The organism is Ruegeria sp. BG6, from assembly GCF_056538465.1.
This window is the reverse complement of the sequence record NZ_JBQFTB010000002.1, coordinates 283140-300978: the sequence shown is the minus strand read 5'-3', so window position 1 is coordinate 300978 and position 17839 is coordinate 283140. Positions and strand designations below refer to the sequence as shown.

Below are 17839 nucleotides of genomic sequence, written 5' to 3'. Positions count from 1 at the left end.
AGCTCTTCATGTGTGGAATCGCTGGAAGGATTCTGGCCGCGCCCGGTAAGGTTGGGGCGGACCTGGTAGACCTGATGGACGCGCAGGAACATCGCGGCGCGGACAGCACCGGGTTTGCAATCTATGGGCCACCAAGGGAAGCAGGATACGTTCTGCGGGGCATGGGGTTCAATAAATCCCGGCAAAGTTCCGATCTGGATGCTTTTGAGGCAGTGTTGAAGGATCACGGCTCGGGGTTCCTATCCGACCCAAAAATTCTGACGGATGAAAATCAGCACTATTGCTTTCGGATGGAAATCTCGGACCCTGCGGATTTGCAGGCTTGGGTCCGTGATGCGGATGAATTGACCGACCGGATCGAAATTCAGTCCTGCGGACGCAGTCTCGAGATCATCAAGGATATCGGCGGAGCCGAGGCCGTGTCCGAGAAACACGGCGTGCGCGACATGGTAGGGACCCATGGGCTGGGGCATGCGCGGCTGGCCACCGAAAGCTCGGTTCTGCCAAACGCTTCGCACCCGTTCTGGGCGCGGCCTTTCTCGGATGTGGCGATTGTCCACAACGGGCAGATCACGGACTATTTCACGTGGCGCGACAGACTGACCCGGATGGGCTATCGCTTTCTGACCGAAAATGACAGCGAACTGATTGCGGTCTGGGTCAGTGACCAGATGAAGGCAGGCCTGACGATGGAGCAGGCGCTGAAGAAGTCGATCACCTCGATCGACGGGGTTTTCACATACATGATCGCAACGCCGAACGGGATTGGCTTTGCCAAGGATCGCTTCGCCATGAAGCCGCTGGTCGTCGTCAACCGCAACGGCGATCTTGCCGCCGCGACCGAGGAGCAGGCGGTGCGTCGGGTGATGACCGAGGAATGCGACGTGATCAATTACGACGGCCCGTCGCTGACAGGTATCTGGGGTGTCGGAAACCGGAGCCTGGCGGCATGAGCGAGGTAGCAAGGCAGATGGATGAGATCGTCATAGAAGTCGGGAAACGGCATATTCGCGAAGTGAATCAGGACATCATGGCAGCGTGTGCCACAGGGCGTCCCATCCGGGTGGTCGATACGTTGTCGCGGCATAATCTGGGTGTGGGGTTGCCGGACAATGTGGACATCACGTTCGAAGGGTCCGTTGGCTACTACTGCGGCGGGTTGAACACCGGAGCAAACATCACGATCGAACGCAACTGCGGCTGGGCCGTGGGCGAGGGAATGGCCAAGGGCCACATAACCGTTGGCGGCTATGCGGGCATGTCCTGTGGGGCTGCAATGATCGGCGGCACGATCCATGTCAAAGGGGACGCTGGGCCACGCGTCGGCGTTGCCATGAAGGGCGGAAATATCGTGGTGGAAGGCAAAATCGGGTATCAATCCGGTTTCATGGCGCATTCCGGGCGGATCATTGCCTTGGGCGGAGCGGGCGAGTCCTGTGCCGATGCCCTGTGGCAAGGAGAGGTTTGGGTGGCGGGCGAGGTCGACAGCCTTGGCGTCGATGTCGATGTACTTGAACCGACGGCCGAGGAAGTCGCCGAGGTCGACGCCATTCTTGACCCGCTCGGGCTTGTCGACAGTTCACGGAACTGGAGAAAAATGGTGTCCGGTCAACGTCTTTGGTATTTTGAAAGCAGGGATGCAAGCGCATGGCTCATGATCTGAGTAAACCCTATGACTACCCGTTCGATGTCGCCCCGGAAGAGGAAATCCGGTTTCGCGACACGGGCGCAATTGAAGGCCGCCCGGCTGGGGTGCCGTCCTCGTATGACGAAGGCGGATCGACGCGATGGACGCCCGAGGCGATCTCCGAGGTGCACGCGCTGGCGCAGTTGGGCCGCTATCAGGTTCGCGGCTACAACACGTTCAACAAGCAGATGCCAACCTTTGACGATTTGACATTTGTTCCGGCGACCATGACCCGTCTGCCGTTGGAAGGGTATCGAGAGAGCTGCGACACCACGACCGTTCTGGGTGGTGGCCGCGGCCTGGTTGAACGCCCTCTGGAACTCAAGATTCCGATCTACATTGCATCCATGTCGTTCGGCGCGCTGTCGGCGTCAGCCAAGGCATCGCTGGGCTATGGGGCCTCGAAAGTGGGCACCATGACCTGCACGGGCGAAGGCGGCATGCTGGAGGAGGAGCGCGAAGCCTCCCAACGCCTTCTCTACCAGATGTCGCCCGCCCGCTATGGTGTGGATCTGGATCACCTGCGCCGCGCGGATGCGCTGGAAATCGTCGTGGGGCAGGGGGCCAAACCGGGAACCGGCGGCCTGCTGCTGGGCATGAAGGTCAGCCCGCGGGTCAGCCAGATGCGGACACTGCCCGAAGGGGTGGATCAGCGTTCGACCATCCGCCACCCGGATTTCCTCGGAGCTGACGATCTGGCGGTAAAGATCGAGGAATTGCGGATCGCGACCAATTATCAGGTGCCGATTTTCATCAAAATGGGCGCGACCCGTCCCAGGTTCGACGTGGCGGTTGCGGCCAAGGCAGGCGCCGATGTCGTGGTTGTTGACGGGGCAGAGGGCGGTACCGGGGCATCCCCCGAATTGCTGCTGAATCACACCGGCATTCCGACCATGAGCGCCATTCGCGCCGCACGCGAGGCTCTGGACGATTGTGGTATGACTGGCAAGGTATCACTTGTGGCGGCCGGGGGTATCCGCTCGGGAGTGGATGCAGCCAAATGTCTGGCATTGGGTGCCGATGCGGTGATGATTGGCAACGCAGCGATGGTCGCGCTTGGGTGCAACAGCCCCAGGTATCTTGACGACTACACCGCTTTGGGGACATCGCCCGGTGCATGCCATCATTGCCATACAGGCCGGTGTCCGGTCGGCGTCGCAACGCAGGACCCTGAACTTGAGGCGCGCATGAACCCCCATGCCGGTGCGGAACGTATCGCCCGGTACCTGACGGCCATGACGATGGAGATCACGGCGCTGGCCAAGGCTTGCGGCAAATCCTCGGTCCACAATCTGGAAACCGAAGACCTGCGCGCACTCAGCTTTCAGGCGTCGGCCTTCACCGGGGTCAAGATGGCGGGCATCGATCGGGCTTTCGACTGGTGAGGATCGCCCTGCTTGAAATGACCAGCCACCCGCTGCCGCTGCTGGAGGGTTTGCCGAGAACCGCACAGCAGATCCGCGAGTGGATCGAACCGCATTTGCCGGAAGCAGAGTTCTTTGTGGCGAATGTCGTGGATGGTGCCGCTCTTCCGGCGTTGTCCGATTTTGAAGGGGTCATTGTCGGAGGTTCCGAGTTCGGCGTTTACGACGATACGGAGTGGATGCAGCCCCTACGCTTGTTCCTGCAAGACTGTCGGGACCAGAGCAAACCTGTCTTCGGAATTTGCTTCGGCCATCAGATCATGGCCGATGTCTATGGCGGAAAGGCGGAAAAGGCGGTGATCGGCAACATTGTTGGCTGTCGCGCCTTTGACTACGGAGGCGGTAATCCGGACGCTTATGTCTGGCATCAGGATCAGGTGACCAAGGTGCCCCCGACGGCTCGGGTGACGGGTTCGGCTGATCACTGTCCTGTCGGGGCGCTCGATTACGAGTTTCCTGCCCGGTCGGTTCAGTTTCATCCCGAATACACGGCGGAACATTTGCGCGACCTGTTCATTCGGGGTCGCGACATCATTGTGACGGCAGAGGATGCGGATGCCGGCCTGGCAGCGCTCAGGACAGCGAATGTTCCGGGCGATCTGGCCGCGTCGCAGGCTGCAGCTTTGTTTCGGGGAACATATCGGACTCAGCAGAGCGAATAGCCGGCAGCACCATTTGATCCTGATCAATTCTCCCGTGAGCTTGTCATGTATACTGAATACAAGGCAGGGCAAAGGAGGTGTCAGATGTCCGGTTACTCAGGTTTCTTTCAGTCCATTGCGCGGATCGTTGGCGCGCCCCGCACGGAACATGTGGACGATCGCGAGTTGTCAGATCTGGGGCTTTCCCGCGCGGATTTGGCGATGCTGCGCTCGGGTGCGCCACAGGCACGCGAGCGCATCCTTGCGATGGCTCGGCAGTTCGGGTTGACGGAAGATGACCTGAACGCGCACGCCAACCTTGGCCTGGAGCTTGCCGAAAAATGCGGCCATTGCCTGCAGGCGGAAACATGCCGCGACGCCATTCGGGCCGGAGCCCGGCTGCCGCAGGCAAAATGTCCCAATGCCGGCTTGTACCGCGCCTTGTCCGAAGTTTAGCGGCCGCTTGGGCTTTCTTTTGGGCTGAGTTTTCTGCGTCCGGCGACCCTGAACCGGTCAGCCGTGCCAAAATCTTTCATGCCGACACCTGCAGCGAATTCGGCAAAGACCGGCGCATGCTTGAACAGATGCCCTGAGCATCCCCCGGCAAATAACACGTTGTCATGTTCCGGGTGCCAGTCGACGATAAAATGAGTATCCGGTGTCAGGATGATCTGGTTGAACTTCGAATCTACGACACGCTCGCCTTCCAGCCCCGGCAAACGGTGGCGAATATAGCTGCGTGTGCGACCCAGCGTTTCCTGACGGATCAGGCGTTCGTCGTTGTCCAGGTCGATCTTGTCGGGGATCACGACAGCCGCCTTGACACCAGACCCCTCGGACGAGGGCAGGCCAAATGACCCCTGACCATGATCGATCCAGCAGGGCATTCGGCTCATGTCAAAATCCTCGGACCCATCTGGCGTCGAGGTGTAAAGGACATTGACGCCAACCACCGTCGATATCGGCTTGATCGTTTTGGGGAACATGTCCGCCATCCAGGCGCCGGTCGCAATGACGATCAGATCAGCCTCAAGCGGTTTGCCGTCCAGCGTCGGACGCTCAGAGCCGTCCGTGGTGACACGACCCCGCTGCACGATTCCCCCTGCGCGCCTAAACAGATCCAGTCCGGTCAACACGCAGCGATGGGCCATCAGCATTCCGGCTTCGGGCTCGAACAGTGCATATTCGATATCGGACACCCGAAACTGAGGGAACCGCGATTCGATCTCGTGCTGATCGAACTTGTAGTAAGGCACGCCAACCTTGTCGAAAGTCTGCGCGGTTGCGTCTTCCCAGTCACAATGGCCGCCAGTGGCCAGAATCAGGGCACCACATTCATACATCAGGTTCTGTCCGCTTTCGGCCTGCAGCTCGAGCCAGCGCAGGCGGCTTTCGCGCGCCCATCGGGTATAGAACTCATCCCGTCCCGATATGGCGCGGATCACCCGGTTGTAATCCGTTGAAGATGCACGGGAATGACCAGGTTCCCACCTGTCGATCAATGTCACCGCCTCGCCCCTTCGTTGCAGTGTGAGCGCCGCCATGACGCCGACGATGCCGCCCCCGACAACGATGACCGAGCTTTTGGACATGACGCAGATTTTCCTTGTTTCTGGATTGTCTTTGTGAATACTGTATACAGAATACAACATTTATAAAGCTAAAAAACAGGGAGAGCGCATCAATGAGTTCGGGGTTTGATCTGCCCGAGGGCACGCATACCGTCATTCTTGGCGTCGGCGATCTGAATGGCATCATGCGGGGCAAGCGCATTCCGGCCAGCCATTGGGATCATGTGTGCAACAGCGGCAATGCGCTCTCGATTGCCTTGATGGCAATCGATATGACCTGCGATGTCTGGGACACGCCCTATGTCAATTTCGACAACGGCTATCCCGACATGCATGTTTTCCCGATGACCAAACCGGTTGCTGTTCCGTGGGAGCCGGGCGTGGCGGTCTGCTTTGGCCGCGCCGAAGGTATGGACCACAAGCCGGTGCCCATTGATCCGCGCCAGGCTCTGGTGCGTCAGATCGAGCGCGCGCGCGACATGGGCTTCGAGGTCAATGTCGGCACCGAGCTGGAATTCTATCTGCTGGACCCTGAAACCGGGCAGCCGCGTGACAGCGGAATTCAGGTCTATGGTTTGGGTCGGGCGGCAAGAATGGAGCATATCGTTGGGCCCATTCGTCAGCAGATCAATGAATGCGGCATTCCGATCGAACAGTCGAACCCGGAATATGCCGCGGGCCAGATCGAAGTGAACATTCGCTATGGCGAAGCGCTGGCTGCTGCAGATCGCGTTGTTCTCTTCAAGTCGCTGATCCGCCAGTTGGGCATCGCCCACGGGTATCTGGCGACCTTCATGCCCAAGCCGTTCTTTGATCAGTCCGGCAACGGCTTTCACACGCATTATTCGCTGTGGAAGGACGGAAAGAACGTCTTTGCCGAAAATGGCAAGATCAACGACACAGGTAAGTCCTTCATCGCCGGGCTGCAGAAGCGGATGTGCGAAAGTGCGATCTGCGGTAGCGGAACAGTCAATGGTTACCGTCGCCGCCAGCCGTATACCTTCTGTCCGATCAACGCGAGCTGGGGATACGACAACCGCACAGTCGGTATCCGCATTATCGAAGGATCCGACAGCGCCGTGCGTGTCGAAAAACGCGATGCCGGTGCGGATGCCAATCCCTATCTTCTGCTCGCTGCCGAAATCGCCGCAGGTCTGGACGGGATCGAGCAAGGACTGACCCCAACCGACCCCACAACCGGCAACGCATACGAGGATGGCATTGGTGATCCCATTCCGACCGATCTGCCAACCGCCATCGAACTGGCGCGCGGGTCCGAGTGGCTGCGCGACGTAATGGGCGAGATGCTGTGGGAACTGGTCTTGCAGCAAGCCGAACGCGAGCTGGAGTTCTTTAATCAACAGGTCACTCAGGTCGAGCTTGACCGCTATCTGAGGACATTCTGATGCACCTCGGCAAGGTTGCGGGAACGGTTACGGCAACGGCAAAGGACGCCAGATTGGTCGGTCTGAAACTGCTGGTGACAGACCTGATCGACAGCGATGGAAATCTGATCGACCCGGCGCGCGTCGCAGCGGATACATGCGGTGCGGGCGTGGGTGACACGGTGCTGATCGCGACAGGCTCGGCCGCACGAATGGCGGCGGGGTTGTCCACCGCTCCGGTGGATCTGGCGATTATCGCGGTGGTCGATCGCGTTTCAACGAGCTGAAAGACAACACACAAATCAATAGCCTTCGGAGGATAGGAAAAATGGCGAAACCAGTGGCAGGGCAGATGGCCCTGGGCATGATCGAAACCCGCGGTCTTGTTGGGGCGATCGAAGCAGCGGACGCAATGGTCAAGGCGGCCAGCGTGGCGATTGTCGGCCAGACCAAAGCTGGCGGCGGTCTGGTGACAACCCTTGTGCGCGGCGAAGTCGGCGCCGTCAAAGCCGCAACAGATGCGGGCGCAACGGCAGCCAACAAAGTTGGTGAAGTGGTGTCGGTCCACGTGATCGCGCGCCCGCATGATGAGCTTGAAGCCATTATCGACGGGCTCGGCGCCGGATCTTCGGCCTGATCCATCGCCGCTAAGGAGACATTATGTCAGCCGGATTTGAGGATTTCACCCGTGCGGTGACGCGGGGCGCCACCCGCGACGCCCCTGTCGCGCGCAGCATTGAGCGTTTTGCAGTGCTGGGCGGCGGACCGGATGCCCGCCTTTTGGCAGCGCTGTGTCTGGCTGAAGGGGCCGATGTCACACTGTTTTCGGCCTATGGAGCCGAGCTTTCGCTGCTGACCCAATCTTCGGGCATTGGTATCAGGGGTGACGGTCCTGTCGGCACCTATCAGGTGAACCGGGACGGGCCATCGGTGCAAACAACAGCGGAACTGGATGCCGCTGTTCGGGACGCACAAGTGATCTTTCTGACCGGACCCGTTCACAAGCAGCGTACCTATGCCATGGTTCTGGCTGATCACCTGAGTGACGGCCAGGTTTTGGTACTGGCCCCCGGGCGGTCTCTGGGCGCTGTCGAAGCCGCCTGGATGCTGCGCATCGGGGGGTGTCGGGCGGATGTAACGCTGGTTGAAATTCTGGGTTTGCCCTACTGGTTCAGCGCCGAAGGTGCTGGGCTAACCCTGTCCACAGCCGCACCAATGGCGGCGGCAACGCTGCCCCGCGGCCGCAACAACATCCTTGAAGCTCTGAACCGTTTTCTGCCGAACCTTCACCCGGTGGGTTCTGTCCTGGCTTCCGGATTTCGTGACCTGTCCGCGGCCGTGGAAATACCCGCCCTGACCCTTGGCGGGCAGGGGATGGGCAACGGCGGCCCCGATGTTCCGATGGGGGGTGTTCCGCTGGAGGCAAACCAGACTTTTGCCTCGCTCATCGGCACCGATCAGATCGCCGTCATCGAAGGATTGGCCGAGGAACGGAGACAGGTCGCGGCTGCATTTGGAGTCCGAAACCTGCCGGAAACGTCGGACTGGATCGCCACCTTTGCCGGGGCTGAACGGGGGTCGGGTTCCCGGCCTGTGCCGGATCGACAGGCCGCACGCCACCTGATGCGTGACGGTGTGCTTGGCTCGCTTGTCCCGCTGGTGTCTGCTGCAAGGTTGGCCGGTCAGCCCGTTCCTTTGACAGAAAGTCTGATCACCATGACAGACCGTATTCTTGGCGCTGACGTCGCGGCGGCAGGGCGCAGGCTTGAAACCATCGGAATAACCGCAGGCGATGTCGATCAGGCGCGTCGTATCTTTGACACTATTGCCACTGGAGCCTCGTGATGGACGCAGATCTGAAATCCATCGCCGCCGCGCGGCGCGCTGCCGAAACGGCGTTTGAGGCTTACCAGGCCTTTCTCGGGACCGATCCGGCACAGGTGGATGCCATCGTGGACGCCATGGCCCGCGCCATTGAACCCGAGGCTGAACGGCTGGGGCGGCTGGCGGTCGAGGAAACCGGATACGGCAATGTCCCGGACAAACGGGTCAAGAACCTTTTCAACGCCCTGTCAGTTGCGGATTATTTGCGGGATGTAACGACATTGGGCCTGTTGTGGCGGGATGATGCCACAAAGGTCGCGGCCTTTGGGGAACCGATGGGCGTAGTGGCCGCCCTTATTCCGGTCACCAACCCGACCTCAACCATCATCTACAAAGTGCTGTCAGCAGTGAAAGCGGGCAACGCAATTGTCTGCGCGCCCCATCCGCGTGGCGTGGGGTGCGGGATCGAAACCGTCCGCATCATGGCGCGGGTGGCCGAACAGATGGGTGCACCCAAGGGGCTGATCCAATGCCTGGATGCAGTGACCATTCAGGGCACGGCCGAGTTGATGAAGCACCGCCGCACGTCGGTTGTTATGGCGACAGGTGGTCCGGCTATGGTCAAGGCCGCCTATTCCAGCGGCAAGCCGACATTGGCGGTCGGGGCGGGCAACGTGCCGTGTTATGTGCACAAATCGAAGGCGCGCGATCTTGCGGAAGTGGCCGAAATGATCGTCACATCGAAAAGCTTCGACTACGGCACCGCCTGTGTCAGCGAACAGGCCGTGGTGGCCGACCCGGAAATTTCCCGTGACCTGCGGCATGAACTCAAGCTGAAGGGAGCTTATTTCTGCACCCCGGCCGAGGCGGATCGACTGGCGAAAGTGATTTTCAAGGGTGCGCGGGCAATGGACCCCGATAGGGTCGGGCAAAGCCCGCAGGCCCTGGCCGATGCCGCCGGTTTCTCGATTCCGCCGCGCACCCGTTGTCTGGTCTCTGAAGAAAGCGAAGTGGGTTGGCAACGCCCGCTATCGGCGGAAAAACTGAACCCGGTGCTGGCTTTCTACGAGGCGAAATCCACTGACCACGGCATCGAACTGGCGCAGTCCATCGCGCGGTTCGAAGGTTGGGGACATTCTTCGGTCATTCATTCGGACGACCCCGAGGTTGTCGCCCGCTTTGCCACCGTACCCACGGGACGCGTGCTGGTGAACACGCCGGGGATCATGGGTGGCATGGGCTATTCCACAGATCTGGAGCCATCTTTCATGCTGGGCACTGGCACGTGGTCGGGGTCGATCACGTCGGACAACGTGACGGCCCTGCATCTCATCAACATCAAGCGGGTCGCTTATGAAAGCAGACCCTGGCGCGACATTTATGAGGAGTATGGCGCATGAGCGAGATCACGATCCGGGCGCTGATGCAGATCGACAACCTGCAACCGAAATTCGCGGCCTACAACGGCGCGACGGTGCAGGGTTCGGTGCCTTTGTCCGGGGACACAGTGCTGATCGGAGAGTTTGCACCGGGCAACGGGGTGTTTTCGTTGATCGATCGCGCGCTCAAGGCGTCTTCGGTAGAGGCAACAACGCAGATGGTGGAACGAGAGTTCGGGTTTTTTATCCTGCGCTCCCCTTCAAATGCCGAGGTGTCTGCGGCCCGCGATGCGATGCTGGCCGAACTTGGGGCTTCGATGTCGGACCGTCTGAAGCCCGCAATCAGTTCGACTCAGATCATCACAAGCGTTGAACCTTATCAGGCGCAATTGCTGAACAAATGGCGCAAGGGCGCTCTCATCGTTCCCGGACAAACACTGGGGATCGTCGAATGCGCGCCAGCCGCCTACATCTCGATCGCCGCGAACGAGGCGGAAAAGGCAGCCGAGATCGACATCGTCGAAGTGCGCGCCGTGGGCCGGTTTGGCCGCCTGTTCATCTCGGGGTCGGAAAACTCGGTCAAAACCGCCGTCGAAGCGGCAACCCGCGCCATCGAGGCGGTGGACGGGCAGGCAGGCTGATGGCTGCTTCGCGGGTCATAGGCTCGGACGCGGTCGAGGACGCGCGCCGCCGTGGCAGGATCGTGTTCGAAGTTCTGCCCGGCGACATCGTCACGGCGCTGGCCCGGGAAACGGCGGAGCGCATCGGCATCACCTTGGTGGACGGACCGCTGGAGCGACCACAGGCACCACGTACAGATGGTGCCGTTTCGATGCGCCGCGTGCTCTATCGTCGTTCACCCAAATGGGTTGCGCCTGCGCGGGCACCGCGCAAGGCGCGCAGGCTGGGCAAGCTGGCGCTGATCGGTGCGGGCGGCGTTGGTGGCAATATCGCACATCTGGCAGCGATGGCGGATATCGCGGAAGAAATCGCCCTGATCGACATTTCTCCGGGTCTGGCAGCTTCGACAGCGCTGGACCTCAATCACACATCCGGCATCACTGGTGCCCGTGTCCGATGCGTCGGAGGGGAATCTCTGGATCTGGTGGCAGGTGCCGAGGTGGTAGTCGTAACCGCCGGGCGCGCACGCCGCCCGGGCATGACCCGTGCTGACCTGATTGATGTGAACGCGCGCGTGATCCGCCAGTCGGCAGAAGCGATCCGTTCAGCCGCACCAAACGCCATCGTGATTGTCGTAACAAACCCTCTGGATGAAATGACGGTCGAGATGCTGCGGGCCACAGACTTCGCGCGCGAACAGGTTCTCGGCATGGCGGGAACACTGGACAGCAGCCGGTTCCGCAACGCACTTGCCATGGCCGCGGGGGTCTCTCCCGCTGATGTCGAGGCCTTTACCCTTGGCAGTCACGGTGACGAAATGGCGCCGATCCCCAGTCGCGCCCGGATCAAGGGACGGGCGCTTGAGGTCTTTCTGTCACCGCATCAAATTGAAGCATGCGTACAGGACGCGATCACAGGCGGCGGGCAGGTCGTCGCGCTCAAGAAATCCGGTTCGGCGACGATTGCCCCGGCCCATGCCTCGATTGAACTGATCGATCACATCAGGGGCGCTCGGTCCGGTCCGGTTCCGGTGTCTGTGATGTTGCAGGGCGAATATGGAATTGATGGCGTGGTGCTGGGCGTGCCCGCACATCTTGGCGCCGGTGGACTAGTCGAGGTCGAAGAACTGCGCCTGACGGACCAGGAACAGGCAGGGCTGCAAGAAGCAGCTGATGCGATCCGGCTGAGGCTGGGTCTGTGACCCTTCGGTCGTGGAAGTCCGGCGGGCGGTTTGAAGAGGTCGCATCGTATTCCCGCGCCAAGCGGATCGGACCATTTGTCTGGATCGCCGGGACGACCGCGATTGAACCAACAGGGCGTATTCATGCGCCGGGCGATGTGGGCGCGCAAACACGTTACATTCTGTCCCAGACCGAAGATGCGCTTAAGGCTGTCGGGGCAGAGTTGCGCCATGTGGGCCGGGTGCGCGCATACCTGACCGATCTGTCAAAAGCGGGTGAATTCGCGCGTTTGCACGGAGAGTATTTCAAGGGTATCGATCCTGTTCTGACCGCTGTTCAGGCAGGTCTGACCCAACCCGGTCTGATGGTGGAAATCGATGTGGACGCCGTGATCCACGATGAAAGCGGTAAAATCGGCGGATTCTGAACATGAGTTTTCAAGAAAGGATTTGATCGATCCATCTTCTTGTGTACTGTATACAGAATACAAGAACGGCATAATGAGACACAGGGAGCAAAACTGATGACCAAGACAGCGCTACTTAGCGGAACATGCATCGCGCTCATGGCCTCGACGGCCGGAGCAGAAATTAAGGTTGGGTTTATTGGGTCGCTGTCCTCGGACACCGGGCTGTCGACCCTTCGCGGGGCAGAAGTCGCGATTGAGGAGCTTAACGCCAATGGCGGCGTGATGGGCGAGCAGATCGCGCTGGTTTCTGCCGATACCGGGCAGGATCCGACCGAAGGCGTGCGCGCCTATGAATACCTGGCCGAGACCGAAGAGGTTGATTTCATCATATCGGGCTCGATTGACGATGTGTCGCTTGGCTGGCTGCCCCGGATGCAGGAATACCGCATTCCGACGCTGGACACCTGGACATCCTATATCGGCATCATCGACATGGTGGTCGAAGATCCCGAGGGCATGGCGCCCTATTTCATGAACATCGCCTCGGACGAGGCGTTGGCCACGCTTTACATCAATTTCGGCGCGGATGTCCTGAAGGAAAAGATGGGCTGGGATTCCGTTGTCATTCTGGCCGAGGACACCGCCTTTGGCGAAGCGATCACCGGACTTGTGACCGAAGCGCTTGCACCGGTCGCTGGGATCGAGGTCAAGGATATCATTACGTATGACGTGGCCACCGTCGATTTCGCGCCGATCTTCAGCCGTGCGCAGGATACAGGGGCCGACTTCATCTATCAGGTCTCGTCCGTAAACTCTCAGGTTGTGTCGTCGCAATATGTGAAATTGCAAGTGCCGATGGCGATGACGGGCGTCAACGTATCCGCGCTGGGAATGGAGTATTGGGAAGACACGGGCGGCGCCGGTGGCGGTATCTCGACCCTGTCCCCGATCCCTTCGGTTGGGTTCAGGCTGGATCCGGCAAGCCAGGCTTTTGTCGATACCTATCAGGCCAAGTATGACAGCCGCCCGCTGCTGCCGCATTTCAACGGGTTCAACGCCTATCACGGTCTTAAGCAGGCCATGGCTGCTGCCGAAGAGGCTGGCGGTTTCGACAATGTCGAAGGCTGGGCCGATGCGATGAAGAAGCAGGATCTGGTCCTGGAGATGGATGGTCAACTGTGGTTGCGCTATGCCTTTTGGGGCGATGATGAGGTCGAACCCGTAACCGGCCGTACCTATCCGCATAACATCCGCTTTGATCTGTCCGAACCGTTTGATGACGCCGCACCGTCCATGGTTGTCGTGCAGTGGTACGAGGACGGAACCGCCGCTGTTGTGTACCCAGAGAAATACGCGACGGGCGAGTTTACCCTGCCAAGCTGGGTCAAAAACTGATCCGGTCGTTCACATAGCTTGAACCGGGCGCGCGACAGCGTGCGCCCGCAGCCAGGGATACCTCAATGTTGCAGATACTGATCCAGGGGCTTTTGCTCAGTGGTCTCTATGCGCTTATCGCAATGGGTTTCACGCTGATCTTCAGCATAGGGCGTGTTCTGAATCTGGCGTATGGCGCCTATCTGATGGTCGGTGGGTACATCTACTTCTGGGTGTCGCAAACGCTGGGGATGCCCAAGCTCTTGGGTGTTGTCGTGGCTGCCGCACTGGGCGTTCTGATGGGTATTCTGAAGTACCGCCTGATCGTGAAAACGCTCAAAGGTGATCATGTGGCGGTCGAAATATCGACGCTGATCCTTGCCGTGGTAATACAGGCCGGGATCGTTCTGGTCTTTGGCGACAGCAGCAAGATCCTGCTGCCCATCGTTCCCGGAGTGATCAACGTTGCCGGAGCGTCCGTCACCTACAACATCCTGATTGCTACGCTCATCAGTTGGGCCATTCTTCTGGGTCTATACGCGTTCGTGCGGCTCACCCATACCGGGCGGGCAATGCAGGCGGTTTCGATGGACGCCAAGGGGGCTGCTATCTCGGGGATCGACCCGGACCGGATCAACCTGATCACCTGGGGCATCTCGGGGGCATTGGGGGCACTTGGCGGTGTGTTCTTTGCCAGTTACACGCAGCTTTCGCCATCCATGTGGGTCGCCCCGCTGATCATCTCGGTGGCCGTTGTCATCGTGGGCGGAATTGGGTCGATCATCGGGACCTTGGTTGTCGCACACATCGTCGGCTTTCTTGAAGTCATCGTGGTGGCGACCCTTGCGCCCGAGTTGCGCGGTGTTTTCACCATGCTGCTGATCATTGGTGTTCTGGTGACCCGGCCACAGGGCCTGTTTGGCCGTGAGGAGTTATAAAGATGGGGCTGCGCTGGTTTCACTTTGCCCTCTGGGGTGGTCTGATTGCGGGTATGTTCCTGTTGCCTCAGGTCGTTTCCAACGGAACACTGCGTACGATGATCTTTGCCAACTACTTGGCGATCTTCGCGATCAGTTGGGACGTGCTGTCCGGGCGAACAGGATATGTGAGCTTTGGCCACCCTTTTCTGATCGGCATCGGAGCGTACACGACCGCCATTCTTACCAAACGGTTTGATGTGCCGGTTGAAATCTCGATCCCGGCCGCGGTGCTGGTCACCATGGCCGCCGGACTGCTGGTGCTGCTGCCTGCGCTGCGTATTCGCGGAAGCTATTTCGCACTGGTTACACTGGCCTTCATGGAGCTGCTGTATCAGCTGGTGCAGGTGATCCGCCCGGACCTGACCGGCGGAACGCGGGGTATGTCAGGTATTCAGACCCTGACCCGGGGCGCAGCAAACGGGTACTATCTGTCGACGGCCCTTATGCTGAGCGTCGCCGTCAGTATGTGGCTGCTGATGAAAACCCGGTTGGGCACAGCGCTGGCAGCGATCGGCATGAACGAGGAAAGCGTGCGCGGCTCGGGGCTCAGCACCACACGGCTGAAAGCGTTTGCCTTTTTGACCAGCGCTTTCATAGCTGGGCTGGGCGGGGCTTTCTATGTGCACTATCTGGGATCACTGGCCCCACGTGCGCTGTTTGACATCAACTTCCTGTTTACCATCATCGTTGCCGCACTGCTGGGCGGTACATCGACCATCATTGGGCCGATGATCGGCGCATTCTTCATGACCTTCCTGCTGGAATACCTGCGGCCGGTCCTGCCGGGGGCCGAGCGGTATTTTGTCTACGGCGCTATCGCGCTGATCCTCTACATGTACCAACCCAAAGGGTTGGTGGAACTGGTGCGGCGCGGATTCACCCGGCTGCGGAAAGGGGGTGTGGCGTGACTGCGGCACTGGAAGTTTCCCATCTGATCAAACGCTTTGGCGGGCTGGTGGCCACGAACGGTCTGTCCTTTTCCCTCAAAGAAGGGGAATCTCTGGGTCTGATCGGTCCGAACGGCGCGGGCAAGACCACCGTGTTCAGCCAGATCATGGGCGAGCTGCGACAGAACAGCGGCACGATCGAACTATTCGGGCAGGAGATCTCGGCCCTGCCCACGTCCCGGCGCATTCGGGCCGGCGTCAGCCGCACGTATCAAATCCCGCGGCCCTTCGGCGATATGAACGTGGCCGAGAATATCCGCGTGGGCCTGATGCCTGACAATATCTGGCGCATGATCACCAAATCCCCTGACATGGATCGGGAACGGGAATTGGCCTTGAGCGTCGGCTTCACCGAGGCCGACCTGCAACGGACACCGTCCGAACTGGCCATGGGCGACCTGCGCAAGCTGGAAATGGCGCGCACCATGGCCACCGCGCCGCGCGTGATGCTGCTGGATGAGGTGTTTGCCGGTTTGACGGTGGGGGAAATCGCGCAGATCTCGGACCTCATCCAGTCCATGCGCAAGGACGGCATGACTTTTCTGATCGTCAGTCACGATCTGCCCGCGCTTGAACCCCTGATCGACCGTGCCATTGCAATTGAGCGGGGAACGATGATCGCCGAAGGCACATTCACCGAAGTGATGAATGACAAGGCCGTGCAGGCCTCGTATCTGGGGGGCGCCTGATGTCCTATCTGGAAATCGAAAACCTGTCCGCATTCTACGGCAAGGCGCAGGCGTTGACAGATATCTCGATCACGGTCCAGCCGGGCGAGATCGTTGCCGTCGTCGGTCCGAACGGTGCGGGTAAATCCACCCTGCTGGACAGCATAATGGGGATGGTCAGAACGGAAGGCGATATCCGGCTGCGCGGCCACAGTCTTGCAGGCCGATCACCGGCCGAAATCGTGCGCCACGGCGTCGGTTACGCGCCCGAACGGTTCAACCTGTTTCCCTACATGTCGGTGCGCGACAACCTGATGGTGGGCGCCTATACCGCCCGCGATGATATCGAAAGCAATCTGGACATGGTCCACAAGCTGTTCCCGCGGCTGGCCGAGCGGGAAGGGCAGGAGACCTCAACCCAGTCCGGCGGCGAACGGCAGATGGTGTCCTTTGGACGGGCCCTGATGACCAGCCCCGAGTTGCTGTTGGTCGATGAGCCAACAATCGGTCTGGCCCCGAAAATCTGCCTTGAGATCGCCGAGGTCGTGCGTCAGTTAAACAAAGAATACGGCCTGACCGTGGTTATCACCGAACAAAATGCCAACTTCGCCCTGTCGCTGGCCAGCCGTATTTACGTGCTCGAGTCCGGCCGCATGCAAACGTCCGGCACTGCGGACGAACTGCGGAACGACAAAAGGCTGCTCGAAGCGTATTTCGGCGGGCACTGAATCCGATCGGTTCGGTTTTGCGTGCTGTCTCGGCGACAATTCCTCAGAACTACTATTTCTGACCCGGGTTTTGGTGTTGTCTGCTGCACGGGTTCTGTACCAAATGGGGTGGGTACCGGCGCTCGGGCGTCGAGAACACCCGACTGGGCGCGGTACAGAAGGATGGGAACAATACATGTCGGAAGAGTTCACGGCTGCAGAAAAGCGCAGGCTTGAAAAACGAGTTCGTGCTGAACGGGTCATGGGCGATAACGGTCATCTGTTCGACCATCCGGTACCCGCTGAACTTCTCACGCCGTATTCCAATGGTGACAATACCGAGCTTGAGCAGATCCGCGTCCAAAGGAAATATATCAATCGTGCCAACAACATCCGAAGGTGCTGGAACAGGTTCCAACTTTACCTTCCCGAGTTGATGTACCCCGAAGAACCGCAGGACATATTCGAGATGTCGACGGCGCATGGCGGTATGCTCGAGGTCGCCCGGCACTTTGGCCATACCGTTTTGGGAAATGATTTTCCCAATATGCTCAACAACAAACAAACTGAACTGGCATCCACGCATCGTCGCCTGAACGACGAGACGTTTGTGTGCGAAACCGACAATCACGGCATTCAGATCCCAAAAGACCACAAGGTACACGACTGGCCCTATCGCCCGATTATCGAAGCAATCGATATTCCAATGACTCTGTTTGACGCTGGGCACACGCCCTATCCATTGGCGGACAAATCAAAGGACGTGCTGATTTGCATGCAGTCGATCGAGCACTATTGCCACCCTCAGGACTGGATGCTGATACTGGACGAGTTTTGCCGCATCACCCGAAAGACGATCCTGATCATGCTCAACCCCGTGATCGGTCATTTCGCCAATGATCCGTTTTACACAGAGTGCTTCGAGAAAGCGCGACACGATCTGCATATGTATCGTCGAAATGGGTTCCGGACCACATCGTGTCATATCCACTGGTCGCAGGTGCTTGTGTTCAAAATCACGTCCGTCTGAGGAAAAAGACC

General features: G+C 59.5%; 20 protein-coding genes. 19 read left to right on the top strand and 1 reads right to left on the bottom strand.

The features are described 5' to 3' along the window. Positions 1-8 precede the first annotated feature (8 nt). From ACR0JW_RS06280 to ACR0JW_RS06260, 5 genes are all read left to right on the top strand, one after another. Positions 9-953, top strand: coding sequence for a class II glutamine amidotransferase domain-containing protein (locus tag ACR0JW_RS06280; RefSeq protein ID WP_170679067.1), 945 nt, complete (start codon positions 9-11; stop codon positions 951-953). Then, positions 950-1663 carry a GltB/FmdC/FwdC-like GXGXG domain-containing protein gene (locus tag ACR0JW_RS06275; RefSeq protein ID WP_170611714.1) on the top strand — a complete coding sequence of 238 codons (714 nt, stop codon included), beginning with the start codon at positions 950-952 and terminating at the stop codon, positions 1661-1663. Before ACR0JW_RS06280 ends, ACR0JW_RS06275 begins: the two co-directional genes overlap by 4 nt. Continuing rightward, entirely contained in the window at positions 1648-3072 is a 1425-nt protein-coding gene (locus tag ACR0JW_RS06270; protein ID WP_480713699.1) for an FMN-binding glutamate synthase family protein, read from the top strand. Before ACR0JW_RS06275 ends, ACR0JW_RS06270 begins: the two co-directional genes overlap by 16 nt. Beyond that, positions 3069-3773 carry a type 1 glutamine amidotransferase gene (locus tag ACR0JW_RS06265; protein ID WP_480713698.1) on the top strand — a complete coding sequence of 235 codons (705 nt, stop codon included), beginning with the start codon at positions 3069-3071 and terminating at the stop codon, positions 3771-3773. Before ACR0JW_RS06270 ends, ACR0JW_RS06265 begins: the two co-directional genes overlap by 4 nt. 84 nt (positions 3774-3857) lie before the next feature. Continuing rightward, entirely contained in the window at positions 3858-4208 is a 351-nt protein-coding gene (locus tag ACR0JW_RS06260) for a hypothetical protein (protein ID WP_170679061.1), read from the top strand. On the opposite strand, the gene ACR0JW_RS06255 is transcribed toward ACR0JW_RS06260, so the two are convergent. Next, positions 4205-5344 (bottom strand): FAD-dependent oxidoreductase, encoded by a 1140-nt coding sequence (locus ACR0JW_RS06255; protein ID WP_480713697.1) that lies wholly within the window; start codon positions 5342-5344, stop codon positions 4205-4207. The two genes, ACR0JW_RS06260 and ACR0JW_RS06255, sit on opposite strands and share 4 nt — an antisense overlap. Positions 5345-5436: 92 nt before the next feature. On the opposite strand from ACR0JW_RS06255, the gene ACR0JW_RS06250 reads away from it, so the two are divergent. From ACR0JW_RS06250 to ACR0JW_RS06185, 14 genes are all read left to right on the top strand, one after another. Continuing rightward, positions 5437-6729, top strand: a complete 1293-nt coding sequence (locus tag ACR0JW_RS06250) for a glutamine synthetase family protein (RefSeq protein ID WP_170679057.1) — start codon at positions 5437-5439, stop codon at positions 6727-6729. Continuing rightward, the gene (locus ACR0JW_RS06245) at positions 6729-6995 is read left to right on the top strand and encodes a EutN/CcmL family microcompartment protein (RefSeq protein WP_170611725.1); all 267 of its coding nucleotides are present in this window, start codon (positions 6729-6731) and stop codon (positions 6993-6995) included. Before ACR0JW_RS06250 ends, ACR0JW_RS06245 begins: the two co-directional genes overlap by 1 nt. A gap of 41 nt (positions 6996-7036) precedes the next feature. Continuing rightward, the gene (locus ACR0JW_RS06240) at positions 7037-7345 is read left to right on the top strand and encodes a BMC domain-containing protein (protein ID WP_117869464.1); all 309 of its coding nucleotides are present in this window, start codon (positions 7037-7039) and stop codon (positions 7343-7345) included. A gap of 23 nt (positions 7346-7368) precedes the next feature. After that, positions 7369-8553 carry a hypothetical protein gene (locus ACR0JW_RS06235; RefSeq protein ID WP_480713696.1) on the top strand — a complete coding sequence of 395 codons (1185 nt, stop codon included), beginning with the start codon at positions 7369-7371 and terminating at the stop codon, positions 8551-8553. Continuing rightward, positions 8553-9932, top strand: a complete 1380-nt coding sequence (locus ACR0JW_RS06230) for an aldehyde dehydrogenase family protein (protein ID WP_170679053.1) — start codon at positions 8553-8555, stop codon at positions 9930-9932. Before ACR0JW_RS06235 ends, ACR0JW_RS06230 begins: the two co-directional genes overlap by 1 nt. Continuing rightward, the gene (locus ACR0JW_RS06225; protein WP_170611731.1) at positions 9929-10552 is read left to right on the top strand and encodes a BMC domain-containing protein; all 624 of its coding nucleotides are present in this window, start codon (positions 9929-9931) and stop codon (positions 10550-10552) included. The genes ACR0JW_RS06230 and ACR0JW_RS06225 overlap by 4 nt, the downstream gene beginning before the upstream one ends. After that, entirely contained in the window at positions 10552-11733 is a 1182-nt protein-coding gene (locus tag ACR0JW_RS06220) for a malate dehydrogenase (RefSeq protein ID WP_480713695.1), read from the top strand. The genes ACR0JW_RS06225 and ACR0JW_RS06220 overlap by 1 nt, the downstream gene beginning before the upstream one ends. Then, positions 11730-12140, top strand: a complete 411-nt coding sequence (locus ACR0JW_RS06215) for a Rid family hydrolase (RefSeq protein ID WP_170679049.1) — start codon at positions 11730-11732, stop codon at positions 12138-12140. The genes ACR0JW_RS06220 and ACR0JW_RS06215 overlap by 4 nt, the downstream gene beginning before the upstream one ends. Before the next feature lie 96 nt (positions 12141-12236). Then, entirely contained in the window at positions 12237-13517 is a 1281-nt protein-coding gene (locus ACR0JW_RS06210; protein ID WP_480713694.1) for an ABC transporter substrate-binding protein, read from the top strand. 65 nt (positions 13518-13582) lie between these two features. Beyond that, entirely contained in the window at positions 13583-14434 is an 852-nt protein-coding gene (locus tag ACR0JW_RS06205; protein WP_170679045.1) for a branched-chain amino acid ABC transporter permease, read from the top strand. A gap of 2 nt (positions 14435-14436) precedes the next feature. Beyond that, positions 14437-15384 (top strand): branched-chain amino acid ABC transporter permease, encoded by a 948-nt coding sequence (locus ACR0JW_RS06200; protein ID WP_170679043.1) that lies wholly within the window; start codon positions 14437-14439, stop codon positions 15382-15384. Beyond that, the gene (locus tag ACR0JW_RS06195; protein WP_170679041.1) at positions 15381-16112 is read left to right on the top strand and encodes an ATP-binding cassette domain-containing protein; all 732 of its coding nucleotides are present in this window, start codon (positions 15381-15383) and stop codon (positions 16110-16112) included. Before ACR0JW_RS06200 ends, ACR0JW_RS06195 begins: the two co-directional genes overlap by 4 nt. Then, positions 16112-16819, top strand: a complete 708-nt coding sequence (locus ACR0JW_RS06190) for an ABC transporter ATP-binding protein (RefSeq protein ID WP_170679039.1) — start codon at positions 16112-16114, stop codon at positions 16817-16819. Before ACR0JW_RS06195 ends, ACR0JW_RS06190 begins: the two co-directional genes overlap by 1 nt. A gap of 175 nt (positions 16820-16994) precedes the next feature. Then, entirely contained in the window at positions 16995-17828 is an 834-nt protein-coding gene (locus tag ACR0JW_RS06185) for a hypothetical protein (RefSeq protein ID WP_170679037.1), read from the top strand. The last annotated feature ends 11 nt before the right edge of the window (positions 17829-17839 follow it).